This is a genomic window from Azonexus sp. R2A61 (genome assembly GCF_021401135.1).
Taxonomy (GTDB): Bacteria; Pseudomonadota; Gammaproteobacteria; order Burkholderiales; family Rhodocyclaceae; genus Azonexus.
Genome location: NZ_JACBFO010000002.1, coordinates 12440 through 31767, shown reverse-complemented (window position 1 = coordinate 31767; position 19328 = coordinate 12440). Strand labels below are relative to the sequence as shown.

Annotated in this window: 16 protein-coding genes; 7 read left to right on the top strand and 9 right to left on the bottom strand. The window is 59.5% G+C overall.

Annotated features, from left to right (window positions below; all coding sequences use genetic code 11):
- Positions 1-34 precede the first annotated feature (34 nt).
- From L0962_RS05200 to L0962_RS05185, 4 genes are read left to right on the top strand one after another with little or no spacing between them, the layout of a single operon-like run.
- Positions 35-529, top strand: coding sequence for a DUF6644 family protein (locus L0962_RS05200; protein WP_234085178.1), 495 nt, complete (start codon positions 35-37; stop codon positions 527-529).
- A gap of 26 nt (positions 530-555) precedes the next feature.
- Positions 556-1032 (top strand): DUF6644 family protein, encoded by a 477-nt coding sequence (locus tag L0962_RS05195; RefSeq protein WP_234085176.1) that lies wholly within the window; start codon positions 556-558, stop codon positions 1030-1032.
- Positions 1033-1047: 15 nt separating this feature from the next.
- Positions 1048-1614, top strand: a complete 567-nt coding sequence (locus L0962_RS05190) for a cytochrome c (protein WP_234085174.1) — start codon at positions 1048-1050, stop codon at positions 1612-1614.
- A 55-nt stretch (positions 1615-1669) separates the two neighbouring features.
- Positions 1670-2053, top strand: a complete 384-nt coding sequence (locus tag L0962_RS05185; protein WP_234085172.1) for a hypothetical protein — start codon at positions 1670-1672, stop codon at positions 2051-2053.
- A 90-nt stretch (positions 2054-2143) separates the two neighbouring features.
- Here L0962_RS05185 and L0962_RS05180 read toward each other — a convergent pair whose 3' ends face one another.
- The 3 genes from L0962_RS05180 to L0962_RS05170 are packed head-to-tail and all read right to left on the bottom strand — an operon-like array spanning position 2144 to position 4523.
- Entirely contained in the window at positions 2144-3157 is a 1014-nt protein-coding gene (locus L0962_RS05180) for a hypothetical protein (protein ID WP_234085170.1), read from the bottom strand.
- A gap of 16 nt (positions 3158-3173) precedes the next feature.
- Entirely contained in the window at positions 3174-4028 is an 855-nt protein-coding gene (locus L0962_RS05175) for a hypothetical protein (protein ID WP_234085161.1), read from the bottom strand.
- A 54-nt stretch (positions 4029-4082) separates the two neighbouring features.
- A complete protein-coding gene (locus L0962_RS05170) occupies positions 4083-4523 on the bottom strand; it encodes a DUF6152 family protein (RefSeq protein WP_234085149.1) in 441 nt (146 codons plus the stop codon).
- A 537-nt stretch (positions 4524-5060) separates the two neighbouring features.
- On the opposite strand from L0962_RS05170, the gene L0962_RS05165 reads away from it, so the two are divergent.
- The 3 genes from L0962_RS05165 (at position 5061) to L0962_RS05155 (ending at position 9355) form a co-directional block, all read left to right on the top strand.
- Positions 5061-7859 (top strand): TonB-dependent receptor, encoded by a 2799-nt coding sequence (locus tag L0962_RS05165; protein ID WP_234085148.1) that lies wholly within the window; start codon positions 5061-5063, stop codon positions 7857-7859.
- Between the two features lie 92 nt (positions 7860-7951).
- A complete protein-coding gene (locus tag L0962_RS05160; protein ID WP_234085144.1) occupies positions 7952-8842 on the top strand; it encodes a dienelactone hydrolase family protein in 891 nt (296 codons plus the stop codon).
- 45 nt (positions 8843-8887) lie between these two features.
- Positions 8888-9355 (top strand): cytochrome c, encoded by a 468-nt coding sequence (locus L0962_RS05155; RefSeq protein ID WP_234085142.1) that lies wholly within the window; start codon positions 8888-8890, stop codon positions 9353-9355.
- 51 nt (positions 9356-9406) lie between these two features.
- Here the strand turns inward: L0962_RS05155 and L0962_RS05150 are convergent, their stop codons facing one another.
- The 6 genes from L0962_RS05150 to L0962_RS05125 all read right to left on the bottom strand — a co-directional run bounded on the left by L0962_RS05150 (position 9407) and on the right by L0962_RS05125 (position 19322).
- Positions 9407-10816 (bottom strand): efflux transporter outer membrane subunit, encoded by a 1410-nt coding sequence (locus tag L0962_RS05150; RefSeq protein WP_234085140.1) that lies wholly within the window; start codon positions 10814-10816, stop codon positions 9407-9409.
- Positions 10813-13920 (bottom strand): multidrug efflux RND transporter permease subunit, encoded by a 3108-nt coding sequence (locus L0962_RS05145; protein ID WP_234085137.1) that lies wholly within the window; start codon positions 13918-13920, stop codon positions 10813-10815. Before L0962_RS05145 ends, L0962_RS05150 begins: the two co-directional genes overlap by 4 nt.
- Positions 13917-17009: an MdtB/MuxB family multidrug efflux RND transporter permease subunit gene (locus L0962_RS05140; RefSeq protein ID WP_234085136.1), complete on the bottom strand. Its 3093-nt coding sequence runs from the start codon at positions 17007-17009 to the stop codon at positions 13917-13919. Before L0962_RS05140 ends, L0962_RS05145 begins: the two co-directional genes overlap by 4 nt.
- Before the next feature lie 2 nt (positions 17010-17011).
- The gene (locus L0962_RS05135; RefSeq protein WP_234085135.1) at positions 17012-18346 is read right to left on the bottom strand and encodes an MdtA/MuxA family multidrug efflux RND transporter periplasmic adaptor subunit; all 1335 of its coding nucleotides are present in this window, start codon (positions 18344-18346) and stop codon (positions 17012-17014) included.
- A 101-nt stretch (positions 18347-18447) separates the two neighbouring features.
- Entirely contained in the window at positions 18448-18876 is a 429-nt protein-coding gene (locus L0962_RS05130) for a biopolymer transporter ExbD (RefSeq protein WP_234085134.1), read from the bottom strand.
- A 23-nt stretch (positions 18877-18899) separates the two neighbouring features.
- A complete protein-coding gene (locus tag L0962_RS05125) occupies positions 18900-19322 on the bottom strand; it encodes a biopolymer transporter ExbD (protein WP_234085131.1) in 423 nt (140 codons plus the stop codon).
- Positions 19323-19328 lie beyond the last annotated feature (6 nt).

The window sequence follows — 19328 nt, the reverse complement described above, 5'->3', positions numbered from 1 at the left end:
GTCGTCGGGGCTTAGGCTCCGTGGAGAATAGTCCATGTCCTACATCGTCGAACTGGCCGAGCATATCCAGGCAACAAGCCTTGGCGTTGCTCTGGCCGAATCCTCTTACGCTTTCCCTCTGATTGAAGGCATTCACCTAATCGGCTTGTCGGTTGCGGTTGGCCTGCTTTTCCTGATCGATCTCCGTTTGGTTGGGGTGCTGTTCAAGAACGTACCGGCGATCGATTTGCTGCGTCAGTTGCGGCCGATCGTGCTTGGGGGCTTCGCGGTGATTTTCGTCACCGGGGTATTGCTCTTCTGGTCGGAGGCGGCCACGGTCATCGTGAGTCCGGCGTTCGTCGCCAAGTTCATCTTCATCGCAATTGCCGGTCTCAACGCCCTCTATTTCGAGTTCAAGCTGGCCAAGCAGCCGGAAGTTCTGGAGAACCACGAGGTTCTGCCGACCAATGTCCGCTATGCCGGTCTGATTTCTCTGGTGGTGTGGAGCCTGGTGATCATTTCCGGGCGTTTGATCCCTTATCTGCCCTGACGCAAGCTTTTTTGGAGTCTCATTCCATGTCATCCACATTCGAAATCCTCACGACCTTGCAGAACACCGCACTGGCCCATGCCATTGCGAAATCGGATCATCTGGTCGGTGCGACGGCCCAGGTGTTTCACATTCTCGGCTTCATTTTCCTGCTGGCCGCAGTCGTATTCATCAATTTGCGATTGGCCGGCGTCGTGCTCGGCAACCAGTCGATTCCGAGCTTGAGCCGGCAGCCCAAACTGTTGATTTGGGGAGGGCTGGTTTCCGCCGTGGTCAGCGGCATCCTGATGTTCATCTCGGCTCCGACGCTCTATTTCTACAATCCGGCCTTCATCGCCAAAATATGGATTCTGGTTGCCGCAATCTTTCTTCAGTTCACGATCTACCGTCATGTGACCAATCAGGAGAAACCCAGTCCGGCACTTGCCAAAGTCAGCATCGTGCTGTCGGTCGTGCTCTGGTTTGGCGTCGGGTTGACCGGGCGTGCCATCGGCTTTGTCTGAAAAAGGATATCTGCGATGAAGTCACGCCATTTCGTCATGCTCCTTGCGAGCGTTTTCCTGGTCGGCGCTTGCGAACGGCCCGAGGTTTCGGCATCGGCGCTGCGGCCGACGAGCGCCACGTCGGTTTCGCTGCAGGATCTGATGTCGGCGCTTGTCGATCCGGCCGCCGATGCCCTCTGGGGGGCCGTCAGCATCGAGATCACCAAGGAGGGTCCCGTGGCGCAGCATCCGGAAAGCGACGAAGCCTGGAAGGAACTGCGCAAGCAGGCCGTGATCCTGGTCGAGTCTGCCAATGCCTTGCGTTTGCATCGCCCGGTGGTCGCCGCCGGCGGGAATGTCGAAGATACCCACGTGCCGGGAGTCTATTCCGCCGATGAAGTGGCCCGGGCGATCGATGCCGACTGGGCCGGTTTCAATGCGGAAATTGCGCTTTTTCAGCGGTCGACCGAAGCTTTGCTGGTGGCTGTCGGCAACAAGAATCCGGCTGCATTGCTGGAGACCGGGGAAAAGGTTCAGGAAGCTTGCGAATCATGCCATGCAAGATTCTGGTATCCGAACGCTGCGAAAGCGCCCGTCAAATAGGGTGAGTTGGCCAGATCCGGTGTGCAGGTCTGCTTTTTCGGCATTGGCCGGTATCGTGATTGTGCTGTCGGCTGTCGCGTTTTCTGCTTCTTGGGTCATTGCGGGCGAGGGGCTGGCACAGGCGATGCGCGAGCGCGTCGCCCCCTTGTCCGGGGTGATTTTTGATGCGACGGCAGAATTGCCGGATCAGGCGCCGGACTGGTCGGCAGTCGAAGCCGCTGCGCGGGGGCTGGCCATCGAAGCTAACCGGCTACTGACGCACTCCTCGATGCCTGCGGTCGACGACGAATGGCGGTCTTTTTCCAAGGACATGGCAGCCAGTGCTGAACAACTCGCCAGACAAGCCGCTGGGCATGACGTAGATGCCTGCGTTGCCGAATCGAACCGGATTTATGCGCTATGCGAGGGATGTCATGCTCGTTATCTGCGTCAACCTTGAGCATGGCGCGGTCTTTTGAAGGATGAACGTTGAAAGATAAAAAGCCCGGCAGGTGAATCTGCCGGGCTTTTTATGTTGAACGATGGATTTTCAGCGTCGGCCACCGGTGGCAACGATGCCGAAGCCGCCGTTGTTCTCCGTGCAAATCCGTTCGTCGCGTTCGAGAATCCTTTCCTTGCCGTCGTGATTGGCCAGTCGAGTTTCGAAATGCCAGCCATTCGGTTTGTCGTCGGCAGTCCACCGACGGGCAGGAATGGTTACGGTAAACGGTCGGGTGTAGACCTCGGGATCGGTCACCGTTGCAACGTAGTTGAAGCGCTTGTTGCTGGTGTCGAAGATGTAGCGCTCGGTGATCCTGGCATTGGGTCCGTGGAATTCTCCGCTGCGACCGAACAAGGCCTTGCCGTTGTTGTTCGCAACGTCCACGACCAGGGTATTGCCTTCCCAGCGGCCGCGGGAATCGCCCATCCATAGCTTGATGTTTTCCGGCAGATGCGGCTTGTCGCTGATCGGGATGATGCGTGTGCCGGAGTTGAACAGGATCACGACATAGCCGGGAAATTGACGAATCTCGAAACCGTGCCAGTAGTACGACTTGATCGCCCCACCGGGGGCGCAGCGAGCCAGGGGCTCGATGTATTCGGGCTTGATTGGATTATTGAAATATTCCTGGAACTCCTTCACCTTGGCGGCTGCCCAGGGTTGGAAGGGAACCTGCCCGTCTGGTGGATCGCTCACTCGGCTCGGCGCGCGTTCTTCGCGCGGTGTGGTTGGCCGGCTACGACGGTTCGGGTCATTGATGATGCCGCCTTGCGGGTCGGTGAAGTTGTTGTGGTTGGCAATGGTGTTCGACCAGTGACCCTGCACGTCGGGCTGGCCGTCGGCCAGCCTGGCCCCTGTCCATTTGCCGGACGCGATTTGCGGGAAAGATCGTTCGTTGGCGATCCCGCTGCCCGCGGGGGGATTGGTCCGGTTGTTTTGCGCTTGCTGAGCTTGTGCCCCGCATGCCAGGGAGATCAGTATGGCGAGTGAAATGGCGCTTCTGGCGAAGTTTTTGTTACCGATATGGGTGTTCATATCATCCTTTTCGATAAGGATAGTCATCGACGCTGAATCGGGTTCAGGGCTTTTTGGGGGGGTAGTACTGGTCGTAGGGAACCGTGAATCGATAGTCCTCGATCAACTGGAAGTTTCTGTCCCGTCTACGGTGCAGCAATACGCTTAAGCGCCATGGCCGGCTGTAGACCTTGGGGTCTTCCAGCGTCGCCGAGTATTCGATGGTGTCCGGATCGAGGAATTTCCAGCGTTCGACGACATGCAGGGCTTCGCTGTGAAAGTTTCCCGCCCGGTCCAGCCATGTTTCATCGTTGAAATCGACGACATCGACGACCAGCGTATCTCCCTCCCATTTGCCGCGGGAATCGCCTAGCCAGTATTCCTTGGCTTCTCCGTCCGGGTGCCGGGTTCCATTGGTCCAGATGGTGCGTACGCCGTGTCCGAATTGCGGAACGATCGTAATGTCCTCTTTGCGCTGGAACACCTGAAACGGCGCCGGGTAGTAGGCAAGGCGGGGAACACCGGGCGTCCAGCCTTTGGCCGTTGGGTCAAGTTTGTCGCGTTGCTCGAAGTTCTTCCGCCGGCGTTCCAGTGCCTCCGGCAGATAGGGGATGTAGTTTCCATCGACGACCCCGGGCCCCGGGGGGGCGTCAGCACGATTCCCGTGCGGTTCGAGCCCATGGTCGGCTTCGCTAAGGGTTTGCCAGATGCCCGAGAAATCCGGCTTGCCACTGGCGAGGCGAGGAATTTTCCCCCGGTTTGCAGGGGCAGCCGCTTGTGCGCCATTGGGGTGGAGGTAGCTTGCTGCCGCACCGAGGCCCAACAGCGCACCTAATACGCGTCGGCGAGTGAGTTTCACGGCATCGCCAGCATGACTGCTGGCGATGGATTGGTGTTCGGAAGGAGTGAGATTCGACAAAACGCTCTCCGATGAAGATTGATCAATCACGATGGGAAAAATGGCAAATCGCTGTCAGCGGGTAGCCGTGTTCGAGCTCGGTGCATCCTGGGCTCCGCCTGTCTGGATGGTGCGACCGTCAGCCAGCGTGGCAAATACCGAATAGCCGAACGGACCACCATTCTTGGAGCGATAACCCTTGATGCTGATCGAATCTCCCGGCTTGATATCCGCCTTCGAAAGCCCGCGATTGGCCAGGGCATTGGGGGCGCTGAATTCGAATCCCCAGTTGGTGGTCGTGCCATCCTTGTCCTGCACGTCCACATATAGCCAACTGTGCGGGTTGACCAATTTGAACTTGGTCACGGTTCCCTTGATTTCGATTGGTTGGTCGGCATCGAATTCTGCGGCAAACGCATGATGCGCATAGGCATGGAAGGATAAGCTTGCCGTTACGCTCGCCAGTAGTAGGGCAGAAGCCAGTTGCCACGATTTGTATTTCAGTTCGAATTTCATAAAACGCTCCAGAGTGGTATTTCAAAATGATTGGTCAACGCTTGGGATTGCCCAAGCCATCCTGTTTCATTCAGGTGGCACAGAAGGGCAAGAGGCGTGCCAAGTTCTTTATGGCACTGCTGGCGGGATTTGTTTTCTCTCTGTTTTTTTAAGCTGTTGTTTATTTTGTATTTTTTGTTTTTTGCTGGTTTTTTTGAAATCGTCTGTCTGACATTCGCTGCTTCCTGGGAAGCTAATTTTGTTGCGCTTGTTTCTGCCGCAACAGTAGAAATATTGCACCGTCACAAAATAAATAAAACGGAATAACTTATCGTTTTTTTCATGGTTTGAGGACGGCTGTATTTATTTCAACAGTTTGCTGTTCAGGTGTTTGCCAATAAGCAATATCAAGTTGAATGTGAGACTGTTGATTTATCGTTTATTTCGTTCAAGTCCATGAATAATTGTCTGTTTTTGTTTTTTTAAAAAAGGTTTTCTGGCTGGGCACACTATTCGCTGCCAACTCTCCTCCTTCAACATTCAGAGAAGTGTTTGGCCATGAGCGGATTAAAAAGACAGGGGCGGCACTACGGTCGCCGTGGGGAAAGCGAAGGTGGTTTCCGGTTGAAGCCGGTTACGGCCTGGGTAGTTGCCAGTATTGCGGTTGGAGCATTGGGTCCGGCTTGGGCTGCGGACGAAAAATCGGTCAGCGAATTGCAGGCCGAGGTTGCGCGTTTGCGCGCAGCGCTGCAGGCGAGTGAAAGCCTACTTGCGGAGAAGAGCGGCAATAGTCAGGCAGCGAACGAGAGTTTGGCCGGGGCTGGCGCGGCCGCTTCCAGTTCCGCCGCCACTACCGAACTGGAGGCGGTGGTGATCCGCCGCCAGTCGACCGTCGAGAAGCTGCAGGAAGAGACCAAGTCGGTTTCGGCGGTCAGCGGCGAGGAACTGGAGCGCCTTGGCGCAACCAATATCACCGAGGTCTTGCGCCGGGTCGGCAACGTCCAGTTCAACTACGGGAACCCACGGACCGGCAGCCTGACCATGCGCGGCATCACCACCGGTTCGAGCGACCAGATCGATCCGTCGATCGGTACCGTGCTGGATGGCGTCAGCCTGGGCTATACCCCGCTGGTCAACGGCTACATCTTCGTCGACATCGATACCGCCGAGGTGTCGCGTGGTCCGCAGGGCAGCGCCGGCGGCAAGCAGGCTAGTATCGGGGGCATCCGCTTCAAGACCAAGGCGCCCAGCTTCACGCCGGAAGCCGAAGCATCGATCACGCTGGGCGAGTGGAACACCTTGAATGCGACGGCGATTGTTGGCGGTCCGGTAGTTGACGGTCTACTTGCCTGGCGTGGCACCTTTCGCCGCGAACAGGCGGACGGTCCTTGGAACAACCAGTTTCCGGATCTCGAGGAACGCGGCACCTATCAGAACGTGGACCGCAATTTCGGCCGCGTCCAGTTCCTGCTGACGCCGACCGATAACTTCAACGCCAAGCTGAGCGTCGAACGTCAGCCGAAGGGCGGCGAATACGTCAACGGCCTGAGCATCCGCTCGCCGCAGCCGGCGACCTACAGCGATGGCACGGCACGTCCGCTGAACCTGGTCGATGCGACCTACAAGAAATACCTGCGTTCGTGGTTCAGCAACAGCAGCGTGACCTGGGATACCGCGCGCGACTATTACAAATACCCGGCCAACGTCGACAACAACGGCTCGATCATGACCAGCTCGACCGGCGAGACGCTGAACCTGGACTGGACCGTCGCCGGCCATCGTTTCGAGTCGATCACCGGCCACCGCACTCACTGGTTCAGCGCGGCCAATGACGAGGGTACGCCTTATGACATCACCAAGAGCGGCGGCTACATCACCGAGTACAAGCAGAAGAGCCAGGAATTCCGCATCCTGTCGGACAAGAACAACAAGCTGGTCGATTACGTGGCCGGCCTGTTCTACCTGAGTTCGCAGAACGATTCGTTGACCCGCACGCGCTATGGCAGCGATGCCGGGGCGTTCCAGGCGGCGGAGGGAACTCCTACCAGCCCGTATAACGTGCTGATAGCCGATGGCACCGGCCAGGCGTTGTTGCGCGACTCACTGAATCTCGCCTACAAGGGGACTCAGACCTACGTCAACAACAAGACCCAGGGGGCCTATGCCAAGGCAGACTGGCATCTTGCCGAACCAACTACTTTGACGACCGGCTACCGCTTCTCGACGGAAAACAGGGAAACCAGCCAGGGCGTGTTGTTGCTCGATCCCGGCGTCGGTGGTGACCTGACGACAGCTTTCGGTAACAGTGCGACAACAGCAGGTCTGGCCGGGGGGGCTGATGCGGCATTGGCAGCCGACCGTCTGGCTCAGCGCTATTTCGGCTCGGCCGCCAGCTATGCAACGTTAACGCCTGCCCAGCAGACCCAACTGATCCAGGCAGCACGCGTGCGTAACGGCACCCTGCAGCCGGGCAGCCTTTATGGCGTCAAGGCTGCGCCTACTTGGCAAGGTCCGATCCGTTCCTATGAACTTGCCCTGGCGCAGAAGTTTGGCGACAACTTCACTCTGTTCGGTTCCTATCAGTACGGTGAAAAGGGCGGGATGTCGCAGATATCCACGGCTGGTGTGACGTCGAATGTGGAGAAAGAGCGCATCAATGGCTACGAGCTCGGGTTTCGGGCATCAACACCGGGCAAGACGCTGTTCCTGAACGCCAACGTTTTCCTGAATGACATTCGCGACTTCCAGACGACGGTCTATGAGGCCGATCCGGTGCAGACTGCTGCCAACATCGCCGGCGGGACTTGTACTGGTGCCGATTGCCAGGCCTTTGCCAGTCGGGTTGGCAATCTGCCAGGGGTCAGGGTGAAGGGGCTCGAGGTCGATGCTTTCTATACCGGCATCCAGAACTTCAATTTCCGTATCGCTGCGGCGTATAACGATGCGCGCTACTCCAAGGATACTTGGCTGCCTTTCCCCAACGAACAAAATCCGGGAACCTTGCCGGCCAGTGCTCGTTACTACAACGCCAAGGGCGATGCCTTGAACAACGCACCGAAATTCCAGGCCAAGCTGGGGTTCGACTACCGCCTGCCGGTATTCGGGAACAAGGTGTTCCACGCCTCGGCGAACTACGCGTACACGACCAGCTACCAGACCAGCTCGTCGATCTACGACAAGATGCCGGCGCACGGCATCCTGGATCTCGGCATCGGGATCGGTCGTCGGGATGGCTTGTTCGATATCAACCTGATCGCCAAAAACGCACTGGATGAAGACGCTCACGTGGCTGGTTGGGATGGCTATACCCCTCGCTTGCCGCGCTGGCTCGGTGTGACCATCAGTACCAAGCTGTAATTTGACCCGGAGCGGGTTCGATGGCTTCTCGTCCGACGAACCCGCTTCGCTCCCAATATTGCCAGGCGAGACTTGGCTGAAAGGAATGAGAAATGTGGCGTAAGCAAGCCAGAGACTTTCATCCGGAGGTGTTGCGTCTCTTCGATAAATACGTTCACGGACTTTTGCCGCGTCGGGATTTCCTGAAGTCGGCGGCCAAATATGCGGTTGCCGGGGTGAGTGCGGAGGCTTTGCTTTCGGCCTTGAATCCGCGTTTCGCCGAGGCGCAGCAGGTTCGTCCGGACGATATTCGGATTCGTAGCGAATACGCGATCTTTCCTTCGCCGAAGGGAAGCGGTTCGTTACGTGGTCTTTTGGTTCGTCCGGCGAAATTTGCTGGCAAAGCACCGCTGGTTCTGGTTGTTCATGAAAACCGCGGGCTCAATCCCCATATCGAAGACATAGCCCGTCGGCTTGCGCTCGATGGCTTCATTGCTTTTGCGCCGGATGCTCTGTTTCCGCTCGGCGGATATCCCGGTGATGAGGACAAGGCGAGAGCGCTTTTCCCCAAACTCGATCAGAGCAAGATTCGTCAGGATTTCATTGCGGCAGTCGATGTGTTGAAGAAACTGCCGGACGGCAACGGCAAGGTAGGCGTCGTCGGGTTCTGCTATGGCGGCGGGATCGCCAATTTCCTGGCGACGCAGATTCCCGATCTGGGCGCTGCGGTTCCATTCTATGGCGGACAGCCTGCCGCCGACGATGTTGCCGGGATCAGGTCGCCTCTGCTCATTCACTACGCCGGTGAAGATACGCGCATCAATGCCGGTTGGCCAAAGTACGAAGAGGCGCTGAAAGCACATGGGGTGAAGTACGAAGCCCATATCTATGCCGGTGTTCAGCACGGTTTCAACAATGACACCACGCCCCGCTATGACGAAGCCGCCGCGAGGCTGGCGTGGAAGCGCACGATCGATTTCTTCAATCAGCATCTGGGTGGCTAGCCCCGCCTGGGTGGACGTCCCTTTATCAACTCATGGAGGTTTTCAATGAAGCAATGCATTTCGGTGATTGTCGGTGCCAGTTTGCTGCTGGGCGCAAGCGGTGCTTTTGCACAACAGGCACCCAAACCCGAACAACTGATCAAATGGCGGCAATCGGTTTATCAGGTGCTGGCATGGAACAGTGGCCGGATCAAGGCAAATGTCGATGGACAGTTCAACAAGGACGAAGTCATACGGGCCGCGAACGCGATTGCTGGCCTGGCGAACAGCGGGATTGGCGGGCTTTTTGCCGCAGGCAGCGAGACGGGAAAGGGGTGGAAGGAAACGGCGACCAAACCCGATTTCTTCAAGAATCCTCAACGCGTTGCCGAACTGGCCGGTAATTTCAACCGGGAAGCCAATGAACTGGCGAAGGTTGCGGGAAGTGGCGATGTCGCTGCGATCAAGGCGCAATTCGGCAAATACAGCCAGACTTGCAAAGCCTGCCACGACGATTTCAAATCCAAGGACTGACAGACGTTTGATGTCCGGCTTTGGAAGGGCGCCCGCAGTGGGCGCCCTTTTTCATGGTGTCACCCAGCCCCCCAGCGAGCGGATCAAGCCAACGGTCGCACTAAGCTGGCGATTGAGCAGGTCGAGCTGGTTTCGCTCAGCGTTGAGCGCTGCCGCCTGAGCCGTGGCGACGTTCAGGTAACTGACCGTGCCTCCCAGGTATTGGTTGTTGGTCAGGGTCTGAAATTCTCCGGCCGCCCGGCTGGCACTGTCCTGAACCTCCTTTTCGGCTGCCAGGATGCGCAGGCTGGCCAGCTGGTCTTCGACATCGCGAAAGGCGTTCAGGATTGTCTGGCGGTAGGTTGCCACGCTTCGGTCATAGGCCGCGATGGACTGTTCCTTCTGTGCCGATCTGGCGCCGGCGTCGAAAACGGTTGCCGCCAACGCCGGTCCCAACGACCAGTAGCGGTAAGGGGCACTGAATATTTCCGTGAAGCCGGAGTTCTGGTATCCGCCTGTGGCCGAGATGCTCAGGTTGGGAAAAAATGCCGCCTGGGCCACGCCGATCTGTGCATTGGCGGCGGCGACCCGTCGTTCGGCGGCGGCGATGTCGGGCCGCCGTTCGAGTAGGGTCGACGGCAGAACGGAGGGGATTTTCGGCAAGACCGGAATCCGTGCTTCCGGTTCGATGCGCAACGAGCTTGGCGGCTTGCCGGTCAGGACGGCAATGGCATGTTCCAGTTGCGCACGCTGGATGCCCAGATCGATATGCTGGGCTTCGGTGCTTTTCAGTTGCGTTTCGGCCTGCGCAACGTCGGCCTGACTGGCGACGCCTGCCTGGTAGCGGTTGCGGGTGATTTCGTGAGAGCGGCGATAGGCCGTCAGTGTGCGTTCGAGCAGGCGTTGTTGGGCATCGTTGATTCGTAGTTGCAGATAGGCTTGCGTCAGGCTGCCATGAACGGCAAGGCGGACGGCTGCCAGGTCTTCTGCGCTGGCGCTGGCGTTGTTCTGGCTGACTTCAAGCAAGCGGCGTAGCCGGCCCCAGAGGTCAATTTCCCACAGAACCGACAGCCCCATGCGGTCGGTCGTCCGGGTTGGCGCCGGGGTATTGCCCGTTGTCGTGCCTTTCCCCCGGCTTTCCGAGGCGGTCAGGCCGAGATTGGGGAAGAGACCGGCCCGGCTACTGCCGACCATGGCTTGAGCCTGTCGGTAATTGGCTTCAGCGGCGGCGATTTCCTGATTGGCCCGTGATGCTTCTTCTTGAAGCTGGTCGAGCAAGCTGTCCGCGAATACCTGCCACCACCGGGTCGTATGGCTGGCTTGCGTGGGGTCCGAGATTTTCCAGTGATTGTCGGCCTCCTTGAATTGCGGGGGGATGCTGGCCGTTGGCCGGATGTAATCCGGGCCAAGCGTACAGCCGCTCAGCAGAATCAGGGTGCTTAGGGTCAACCCGACGAAGGGCAAAAAAACCGGAATTTTCATGATTTGTTTTCGAGGACTTCGAAGGAGGCGGCTGACCGAAGCTTTTTCCCGGCAACGTAACGGAGGCGGAGCCGGTCTAGCTGGAGATAGACCACCGGCGTCGTATAGAGCGTCAGCAATTGGCTGAGCAACAGGCCGCCGACGATGGCGATGCCCAGCGGTTGGCGAAGTTCGGCACCATCGCCGCTGCCGAGCGCGAGCGGTATGGCGCCGAAGATGGCGGCCAGGGTGGTCATCATGATCGGCCGGAATCGTAACTGACAGGCCTGGAAGATTGCCTCACGCGGCGTTGACTCGGCGTTGCGTTCCGCCTGGACGGCAAAGTCGATCATCATGATGGCGTTTTTCTTGACGATCCCGATCAACAGGATGACGCCGATCAGCGCGATGATCGAGAACTCGGTACGGAAGGCGAGCAGGGCGAGCAGGGCGCCCAGGCCGGCCGAAGGCAAGGTGGAGAGAATGGTCAGCGGGTGAATCAGGCTTTCGTACAGAATGCCGAGCACGAGGTATACCGTGACGATGGCTGCCAGGATCAACCAGGGCTGGCTGGTCATCGACTCCTGAAAGGCTTTGGCCGAGCCTTCGAACGATCCTTGAATTGCCGTCGGTACGCCGAGTTTGCGCATGACATCGTTGATTGCCGTGGTCGCCTCACTCAGGGAAATCCCGGGGGGTAAGGCAAAACTGATGGTGGATGACGCAAACTGCCCCTGATGGGCAATCGTCAATGGTGCAAAGGTCGATGCCCAGCTGGCGATGGCCGACAACGGGACCTGGCGGCCGTCGGGGGCGACCAGAATGATGTCGGCCAGCGATTCCGGGCTTTGCCAGTAGCGCGGCGCCGCTTCCATGACGACCCGGTACTGGTTGAGCGGGTTGTAGATGGTCGATACCAGTCGCTGGCCAAAAAAGTCGTTCAGCGTATTTTCGATATAGCGTTGGCTCAGCCCGAGTCGTGCAGCCGATTCCCGATCGACCGTCAGCGTGGTTTGCAGTCCCTTGTCCTGGCGGTCGGTATTGACGTCGGCCAATTCGGGCAACTCGGCCAATGCCTTGCGGATGCGGGGTTCCCAATCGCGCAATTCGTCGAGATCGTCGGACAGTAGCGTGTATTGGTATTGCGAATTGCTTTGCCGGCCGCCAATGCGGATTTCCTGAAATGCCTGAAGGTAGAGGCTGGCCCCGGCGACCTTGGACAGGGGCCGGCGCAGGCGATCGATGACCTGATCGGCAGAAACGTCGCGTTCGTTCAGCGGTTTGAGCGAAATGTAGAGTTGCGCGGAGTTGCGCCGGTTACCGCCGGTGAATCCGGCAACGCTGGCGACCGCCGGATCCTTGCGCACGATGTCGATAAAGTCGCCCAGCTTTTCCTGCATCGACTGGAAGGAACTGCTCTGGTCAGCCTGGACAAACCCGCTCAGCCGACCGGTATCCTGCTGGGGAAAGAAGCCCTTGGGAATCGCGATGTACAGGTAGATGTTCAAGCCGATCGCCGCACCGAGCAACAGCAGCATCAGTTTTGCGTGATCCAGCGCCCAGCCCAGACTGCGCGCATAGCCCGCCTGCAGCCACGCGATGCTGCCGGAGATACTCTGCGATAACCGGCTTTCGGGAGAGTCGGTGGGGCGGCGCAGCAGGCGCGAACACATCATCGGTGTCGTGGCCAGCGAGACCAGCAGCGAAACCAGTACGGCAGCGGCCAGCGTGACCGCGAATTCGCGAAACAGGCGACCGACGATACCGCCCATGAACAGAATGGGAATGAAAGCGGCAATCAGCGACAGGGTCATCGAGACGACGGTCGTTGCCACTTCACGGACGCCTTGTCTGGCGGCATCCAGGGGAGACGCTCCCTTTTCGATGTGACGAGTGATGTTTTCCAACACGACAATCGCGTCGTCGACGACGAAACCGGTTGCTACGGTCAACGCCATCAGCGAGAAATTATTCAAGCTGAATCCGCACAGATGCATCACCGACAAGGTGCCGATCAGGGAGACCGGGACCGCGACGGCGGGAATCAGCGCCGCACGGCGATCGCGCAGGAACAACATGACGACCAAGATGACCAGCCCGACGGCGATGGCCAGCGTAGCACCGACGTCGCGCAAGGAAGCGCGGATGGTCGTGCTGCGGTCCTGCATGACGTGCAGCCGTATTTCCTTGGGGATCGCCGCCTGCAATTGCGGAAGGGCGGCCCGTACGCCGTCAACGGTAGCGATGATGTTGGCGCCGGGGCGCCGATGCACCATCAGCAGTACCGAAGGCTTGCCGTCGGTCAGCCCGGCATTGCGAATGTCCTGCGCGCCATCGACGACTTCGGCAATATCGCCCAGTCGGACCGCCGCGCCGTTCTTCCAGCTGACAATGGTCGGAATGTAGTCGGCAGCGCGTGCCGCCTGGTCGTTGGCTCCGATCTGCCAGTGACGTTCGTCGCTGCTGATTCCACCTTTCGGCCGATTGACGTTGGCCGAGGCAATGGCCTGGCGGACGTTCTCGCTGCTCACGCCGGCCCTGGCCATCGCCTGCGGGTTGAGTTCGACGCGTACCGCCGGTAAGGAGCTGCCGCCGACGTTGACCTGCCCGACGCCATCGATCTGCGACATCTTTTGGCCGAGGATGGTGACCGCGGCATCGTAAACCTGGGTCCGGGACAGTACCTCCGAGGTCAGCGAGAGGACCATGACCGGCGAGTCGTTGGGATTGACCTTGCGCAGCGACGGGTTGCCGCTCATGCCGCTAGGCAATTGGGCTCGCGAGGCATTGATTGCCGCCTGAACATCCTTGGCGGCGGCCTCGATGCTGCGTCCCAGATCGAATTGCAGGACGACCTCGACCGAACCTTGAGCACTGCTGGAGGTGATTTCGTTGACGCCGGCGATCGAGCCGAGCGCGCGCTCCAGCGGTGTCGCCACCGTCGCAGCCATGGTTTCCGGGCTGGCGCCGGGAAGGGCTGCGCGTACCGAGATGGTTGGATATTCGACCTGGGGCAGCAGTGACGCCGGCAACTGGAAGAATGCCGCGAGACCGAGCAAGGCGATGCCCAGCGTGAGCAGACTGGTGGCCACCGGGCGTTCGATGAAGCGGGTGCTCAGATTCATGTGCCGTGCCGTTTTGAAAACGCCAGCCGGAAGCGGCGGGCATTGCGTTCGAAGGCCAGATAGATCACCGGTGTCGTAAACAGCGTCAGTATTTGCGACAGGATGAGGCCGCCGACCATCGTGATGCCAAGCGGCTGGCGTAATTCCGACCCGACGCCTGTGCCGAGCATTAAAGGCAGCGCACCGAGCAGGGCGGCTAGGGTGGTCATCAGGATTGGCCTGAAACGCAGCAGGCAGGCTTCATAGATCGCTTGTTCCGGGCTCTTGCCCTGATCGCGCTCGGCCTCCAGCGCGAAGTCGATCATCATGATGGCGTTCTTCTTGACGATGCCGATCAGCAGAATGATGCCGATGATGCCGATGATGCCCAGGTCGTTGCCGGAAAGCAGCAGGGCCAGAAGTGCCCCGACACCGGCCGATGGCAGTGTGGACAGGATGGTGATCGGATGAATGTAGCTCTCGTAGAGCACGCCGAGCACGATGTACATGGTCACGATGGCAGCCAGGATCAGCCACAGCGTGCTCGACAGCGATGCCTGGAAGGCTTGGGCGGCACCTTGGAAGCGCAGTGTGATCGTTGCCGGAAGCTCCAGTGTGCGCTGCACCTCGTGGATCGCCGACACCGCCGAACCCAGCGAAGCGCCAGGCGCCAGATTGAAGGAGACGGTGGCCGCTGGAAACTGGCCGATGTGGTTGATTGCCAGCAGGCTGGGGCGTTCACTGATTCGGGCGACCGCTGCCAGGGGAATCTGGGCTCCGTTGGCGCCGACCAGGTAGAGATTGTTCAGGGCATCGAGGCCTTGCTGAAATTCGGGTTTGACTTCAAGTACGACGCGATACAGGTTGGACTGCGTGAAAATCGTCGAAATCAGCCGTTGACCGAAAGCGTTGTACAAGGCGTTGTCGATGGCCGAGACCGGGATGCCCAGGCGTCCGGCATTATCGCGGTCGATTTCGACCCAGGCCTGGCGGCCTTCGTCCTGCCAGTCGCTGGTGACATCCTGCAGTTCCGGGCGTTGGCCCAGGCTGTCGACCAGCCGATGAACCCAGGCACCGAGTTCGACCGGATCGCTTCCTTCCAGACTGAACTGGTATTGCGTGCGACTGAGTCGGCTTTCTATCGTCAGGTCCTGGACCGCCTGCAGATAGGTTTTGATGCCGTTGAGTTCGTCCAGTCGGGGCTGCAGGCGCCGGATGATCTCGCCGGCATTGGCGTCGCGTTCGTGTCGGGGTTTCAGGTTGATCAGCAGCCGGCCATTGTTCAGTGTCGGGTTGATGCCATCGATGCCGACGATCGAGGACACGGAAGCGATGGCCGGATCATCGAGCAGGCGATCAACGACCTGGCGCTGCCGCTCGCTGATCCCCGCAAAGGAGATGTTTTGCGCTGCTTCGGTGGTGGCCTGGATCAGTCCGGTATCCTGATTCGGGAAAAATCCTTTGGGAATGACGAGGTAGAGCGCGACGGTCAGTGCCAGCGTGCCCATGGCGACATAAAGGGTCAGCGTCTGGTGGCGCAATACCCAGCGCAATGCCGTTGCATAACGTTCGATGCAGCGGTCGATCAATTGGCCGCTAATCCTGAAGAATGTGCCGTGTTCGCTATCCGGCACATGGTGCAGCAGGCGGGCACACATCATCGGCGTCAGGGTCAGAGAAACCGCTGCGGAAATCAGGATGGCAACGGCCAACGTGATGGCAAATTCACGAAACAACCGGCCGACGACATCGCCCATGAAGAGCAGCGGAATCAGCACGGCAATCAGCGAAAAAGTCAGCGAGATGATGGTGAAACCGATCTGTTGTGCGCCTTTCAGTGCTGCGCTGAAAGGGGGCTCTCCCGCTTCGACGTGGCGGGCAATGTTTTCGATCATCACGATTGCATCGTCGACGACGAAACCGGTGGCGATGGTCAGCGCCATCAGGGTCAGGTTGTTGATCGAGAAACCGGCCAGATACATCACGCCGAAGGTGCCGACCAACGACAGCGGCACAGCGACGCTCGGGATGAGGGTGGCCGGCACGTTGCGCAGGAAAATGAAGATGACCATGACAACCAGCGCGATGGCGAGCAACAACTCCTTGTGCACATCATGCACGGAGGCCCGGATGGTCGTTGTCCGGTCGTTCAGCAGATGCAGCTCGACGCTGTCGGGCAGCGAGGCCCGCAATTGCGGCAGTAACTGTTTGATGCGATCCACCGTTTCGATCACATTGGCCCCGGGTTGGCGCTGGATGTTCAGGATGATGGCCGGCGCATGGCCGGCCCAGGCGGCGATGAACCGGTTTTCGGCCCCTTCGAGCAATTCGGCGATATCGCCGAGCCGGATCGGTGCGCCATTCCGCCAGGCGACGATCACCTGACGGTATTCATCGGCGGATTTAAGCTGGCTGTTCGAATCCAGCGTCGAAGCGCGCTGCGGTCCGTCGAATCCCCCCTTCGCCATGTTGACGTTGGCGTTGGCAATGGCAACGCGGATGTCCTCCAGGTTCAGCCCCTGCGCAGCCAGCGCCTGCGGGTTGGCCTGGATGCGGACGGCTGGGCGCTGGCCTCCGCCGATGCTGACCAGACCGACGCCGCCGATGCGTGACAGCTTCTGCGCCAGACGGGTGTTGACCAGGTCTTCGACCTTGGGCAATGGCAGGGTCGCCGACGTTACGGCAAGGGTGATGATCGGCGCATCGGCCGGGTTGACCTTGTTGTATACCGGCGGCATCGGCAGGTCGTTGGGCAGGAAGGCGCTGGCCGCATTGATGGCGGCCTGGACTTCCTGTTGTGCGGTGTCGAGTGCCAGACCGAGCGAGAATTGCAGGGTGATCACCGATGCCCCGCCGGAACTGGTCGACGACATCTGGTTGAGGCCGGCGATCTGGCCGAGCTGCCGTTCCAGGGGCGCGGTGATCGACGAAGCGATGACTTCCGGGCTGGCGCCCGGATAGAGCGTCGAGATCTGAATCGTCGGGTAGTCGACCTCGGGCAGCGACGAAACCGGGAGCAGCCGGTAGCCGATCAGGCCGGCGAGCAGGATGGCCACCATCAGCAGCGAGGTGGCGACCGGCCGCAAGATGTAGATACGCGAAGGGTTCATCTTCAGCCTTGCTGCGGGCGGCGTTTCTCTCCGCCATCGATGCGCGGTGCCGCACCCGCCGGGTTGCTGCGGTCGACACCCGGTCTGGCGTTGTTTTCACGCCGTTGTGGCCCCGTGTCCGTACGTTCGCTGACCGCTTTTCCGTCGATGCTGAGCACGTCGACCCGGGTATCCGGGCGAAGCCGGTCTGTGCCGTCGGACACCACCTTGTCGCCGGCCGCCAGGCCGGCCTCGACGGCATGAAACTCGCCGTTCGACGGGCCGAGTCGGACCTGTCGAGGTTTGACGGTCTGGCTTTGCGGGTCGATCAGATAGACAAAGTTGCCATTCGGGCTTTTCTGCACGGCTGCCGAGCTGACCAGCAACGCGTTCTTGCGGGTTTCGACCTTGAGCCTGATGTTGACGAACTGATTCGGAAAGAGTGCGTCGTCCTGATTGGCGAATTCCGCCTTGAGCTTGACGGTACCAGTCGCGACGTCGATCTGGTTGTCGAGACTGAGCAGTTTTCCAGTGCTCAGTCGGGTCCGGCCGTCGCGATCCCATGCTTCAACCGCGAGCGTTTCCCCTTGGTTGACCCGGTTGGCGACGTTGGCGATGCTTTCTGCCGGGATCGAAAAGATGGCATGTATCGGTTGCGTTCGGGTGATGACTACGATCCCGGCAGTATCCGAAGCCCGCAGGATGTTTCCGACGTCGACCTGACGCAGGCCGAGACGGCCGGCGGCCGGTGCGGTAACCCGGGTGAAGCTGAGTTGCAGCCGGGCGTTTTCCCGTTGCGCCTTGTCCGTTTCGACAATTCCCTGGTACTGACGTACGGTAGCCTCCTGGGTGTCAACCTGCTGCTTGGCAATCGAATCCTTTGCCAGCAGGCCGTGGTAACGCGCCAGATCGACGCGGGCCGCGGCGAGCAGGGCTTCGTCCCTGGCCAGTTGGCCGGTAGCCTGGTCGAGCTGAATCTGGAAAGGGCGGGGGTCGATTTCGGCCAGCAGATCGCCGGTTCTGACGGATTGTCCTTCCTTGAAGTGAATTCGAAGCAGTTGCCCGTCGACCCTGGGCTTGACGGTTGTCGTGTTTGAGGCGGTGACCGTTCCCAACGCACTGACCGTGACATCGAAATCCTCCACCCGGATTTCGCTCGCCTTGACCGATTGCGGACGGCCGCCAGACCGTTCGCCGCCGCGTCCGTTGCCCGGCGGCTGGGCACTGCTTGCGCGGGCCGTTTCATCGGAGTTGTTGAAGAAATAGCTGCCTCCAAGGCTCAGGATGGCGAGGGCTAGCACCGACAGCACAAGTCCTTTGCGCTGGCGAGGGAGACGAAGTTTTTCCTTGAGGCTCATGGTGGCTTTTGAACGGAGATGACGGACGTTGCGTGTCCGGGACAGGCAAAAAAACAGAGCGGTCCGGCCGCCCTGCCTGTTTATGGGAAAGTCGATCCGGGTTACAGGAATTGCTCGGCACCGACCAGCCCGACCTTGCTCAGCCCCTCACGCTGAACTGCCGACATGACCGCTGCGACATGGCGATAAGCCACCTTCTTGTCCGGTCGGATGTGCAATTCGGGCTGCGTCGCTTGCAAGGCAGCGGCATGCAAGCGTCCCTGCAGGGCACCGATGTCCGCGAGAGGTTCCCCATTCCACAGCACGATGCCGTTTGCTTCCACGTTGATCTTGACGATTTCCGGCGGCGTGCTGGGTGGCGGCGGGTTGCCGACCGGCATGTTCAGGTTGACCGAATGAAGCTGGATCGGAATGGTGATGATCAGCATGATCAGGAGTACCAGCATGACGTCGATCAGCGGCGTCGTGTTGATTTCCGCCATGATTTCCGGTTCGCCGGATTTGCTGCCTGCGCCAATGGCAATGGCCATGTTTTTTCCTTTTGATCGATGGTTCAGCGGGCCGGCGGCTCGGTGATGAACCCGAGTTTGATGATGCCGGCACGCTGACCGGCGACGACAACCTTGCCGACATGCTCGTAAGCGGCGTTGGCATCGCCGCGAATCTGAACCTCGGGTTGAGGATCCAGCACGGCAACCGCCTTGAGTTCGTTGACCAGGGTTTCCTGGTTGGCGATCTCCCGTTCGTTCCAGTAGACCTTGCCGTTGGCTGCCACCGCGATGTTGATGTTCTCCGGTTTTGTCACCCGTACCTGGCTCCGGTCCTTGGGGAGTTCCACCGGCACGGTCTGGGTGACGACCGGGATGGTGATCAGGAAGATGATCAGCAGCACCAGCATGACGTCGACCAGCGGTGTCGTATTGATTGCGGAGACGACTTCGTCATCGTCGTCCGCCGTTCCGACATGCATTCCCATGGTGAC

Bases quoted from the DNA above. Each gene is read 5' to 3' on its own strand.
- L0962_RS05200 (WP_234085178.1), top strand. From the start codon at position 35: ATGTCCTACATCGTCGAACTGGCCGAGCATATCCAGGCAACAAGCCTT.
- L0962_RS05195 (WP_234085176.1), top strand. From the start codon at position 556: ATGTCATCCACATTCGAAATCCTCACGACCTTGCAGAACACCGCACTG.
- L0962_RS05190 (WP_234085174.1), top strand. From the start codon at position 1,048: ATGAAGTCACGCCATTTCGTCATGCTCCTTGCGAGCGTTTTCCTGGTC.
- L0962_RS05180 (WP_234085170.1), bottom strand. From the start codon at position 3,157: ATGACTATCCTTATCGAAAAGGATGATATGAACACCCATATCGGTAAC.
- L0962_RS05170 (WP_234085149.1), bottom strand. From the start codon at position 4,523: ATGAAATTCGAACTGAAATACAAATCGTGGCAACTGGCTTCTGCCCTA.
- L0962_RS05165 (WP_234085148.1), top strand. From the start codon at position 5,061: ATGAGCGGATTAAAAAGACAGGGGCGGCACTACGGTCGCCGTGGGGAA.
- L0962_RS05160 (WP_234085144.1), top strand. From the start codon at position 7,952: ATGTGGCGTAAGCAAGCCAGAGACTTTCATCCGGAGGTGTTGCGTCTC.
- L0962_RS05155 (WP_234085142.1), top strand. From the start codon at position 8,888: ATGAAGCAATGCATTTCGGTGATTGTCGGTGCCAGTTTGCTGCTGGGC.
- L0962_RS05150 (WP_234085140.1), bottom strand. From the start codon at position 10,816: ATGAAAATTCCGGTTTTTTTGCCCTTCGTCGGGTTGACCCTAAGCACC.
- L0962_RS05145 (WP_234085137.1), bottom strand. From the start codon at position 13,920: ATGAATCTGAGCACCCGCTTCATCGAACGCCCGGTGGCCACCAGTCTG.
- L0962_RS05140 (WP_234085136.1), bottom strand. From the start codon at position 17,009: ATGAACCCTTCGCGTATCTACATCTTGCGGCCGGTCGCCACCTCGCTG.
- L0962_RS05135 (WP_234085135.1), bottom strand. From the start codon at position 18,346: ATGAGCCTCAAGGAAAAACTTCGTCTCCCTCGCCAGCGCAAAGGACTT.
- L0962_RS05130 (WP_234085134.1), bottom strand. From the start codon at position 18,876: ATGGCCATTGCCATTGGCGCAGGCAGCAAATCCGGCGAACCGGAAATC.
- L0962_RS05125 (WP_234085131.1), bottom strand. From the start codon at position 19,322: ATGGGAATGCATGTCGGAACGGCGGACGACGATGACGAAGTCGTCTCC.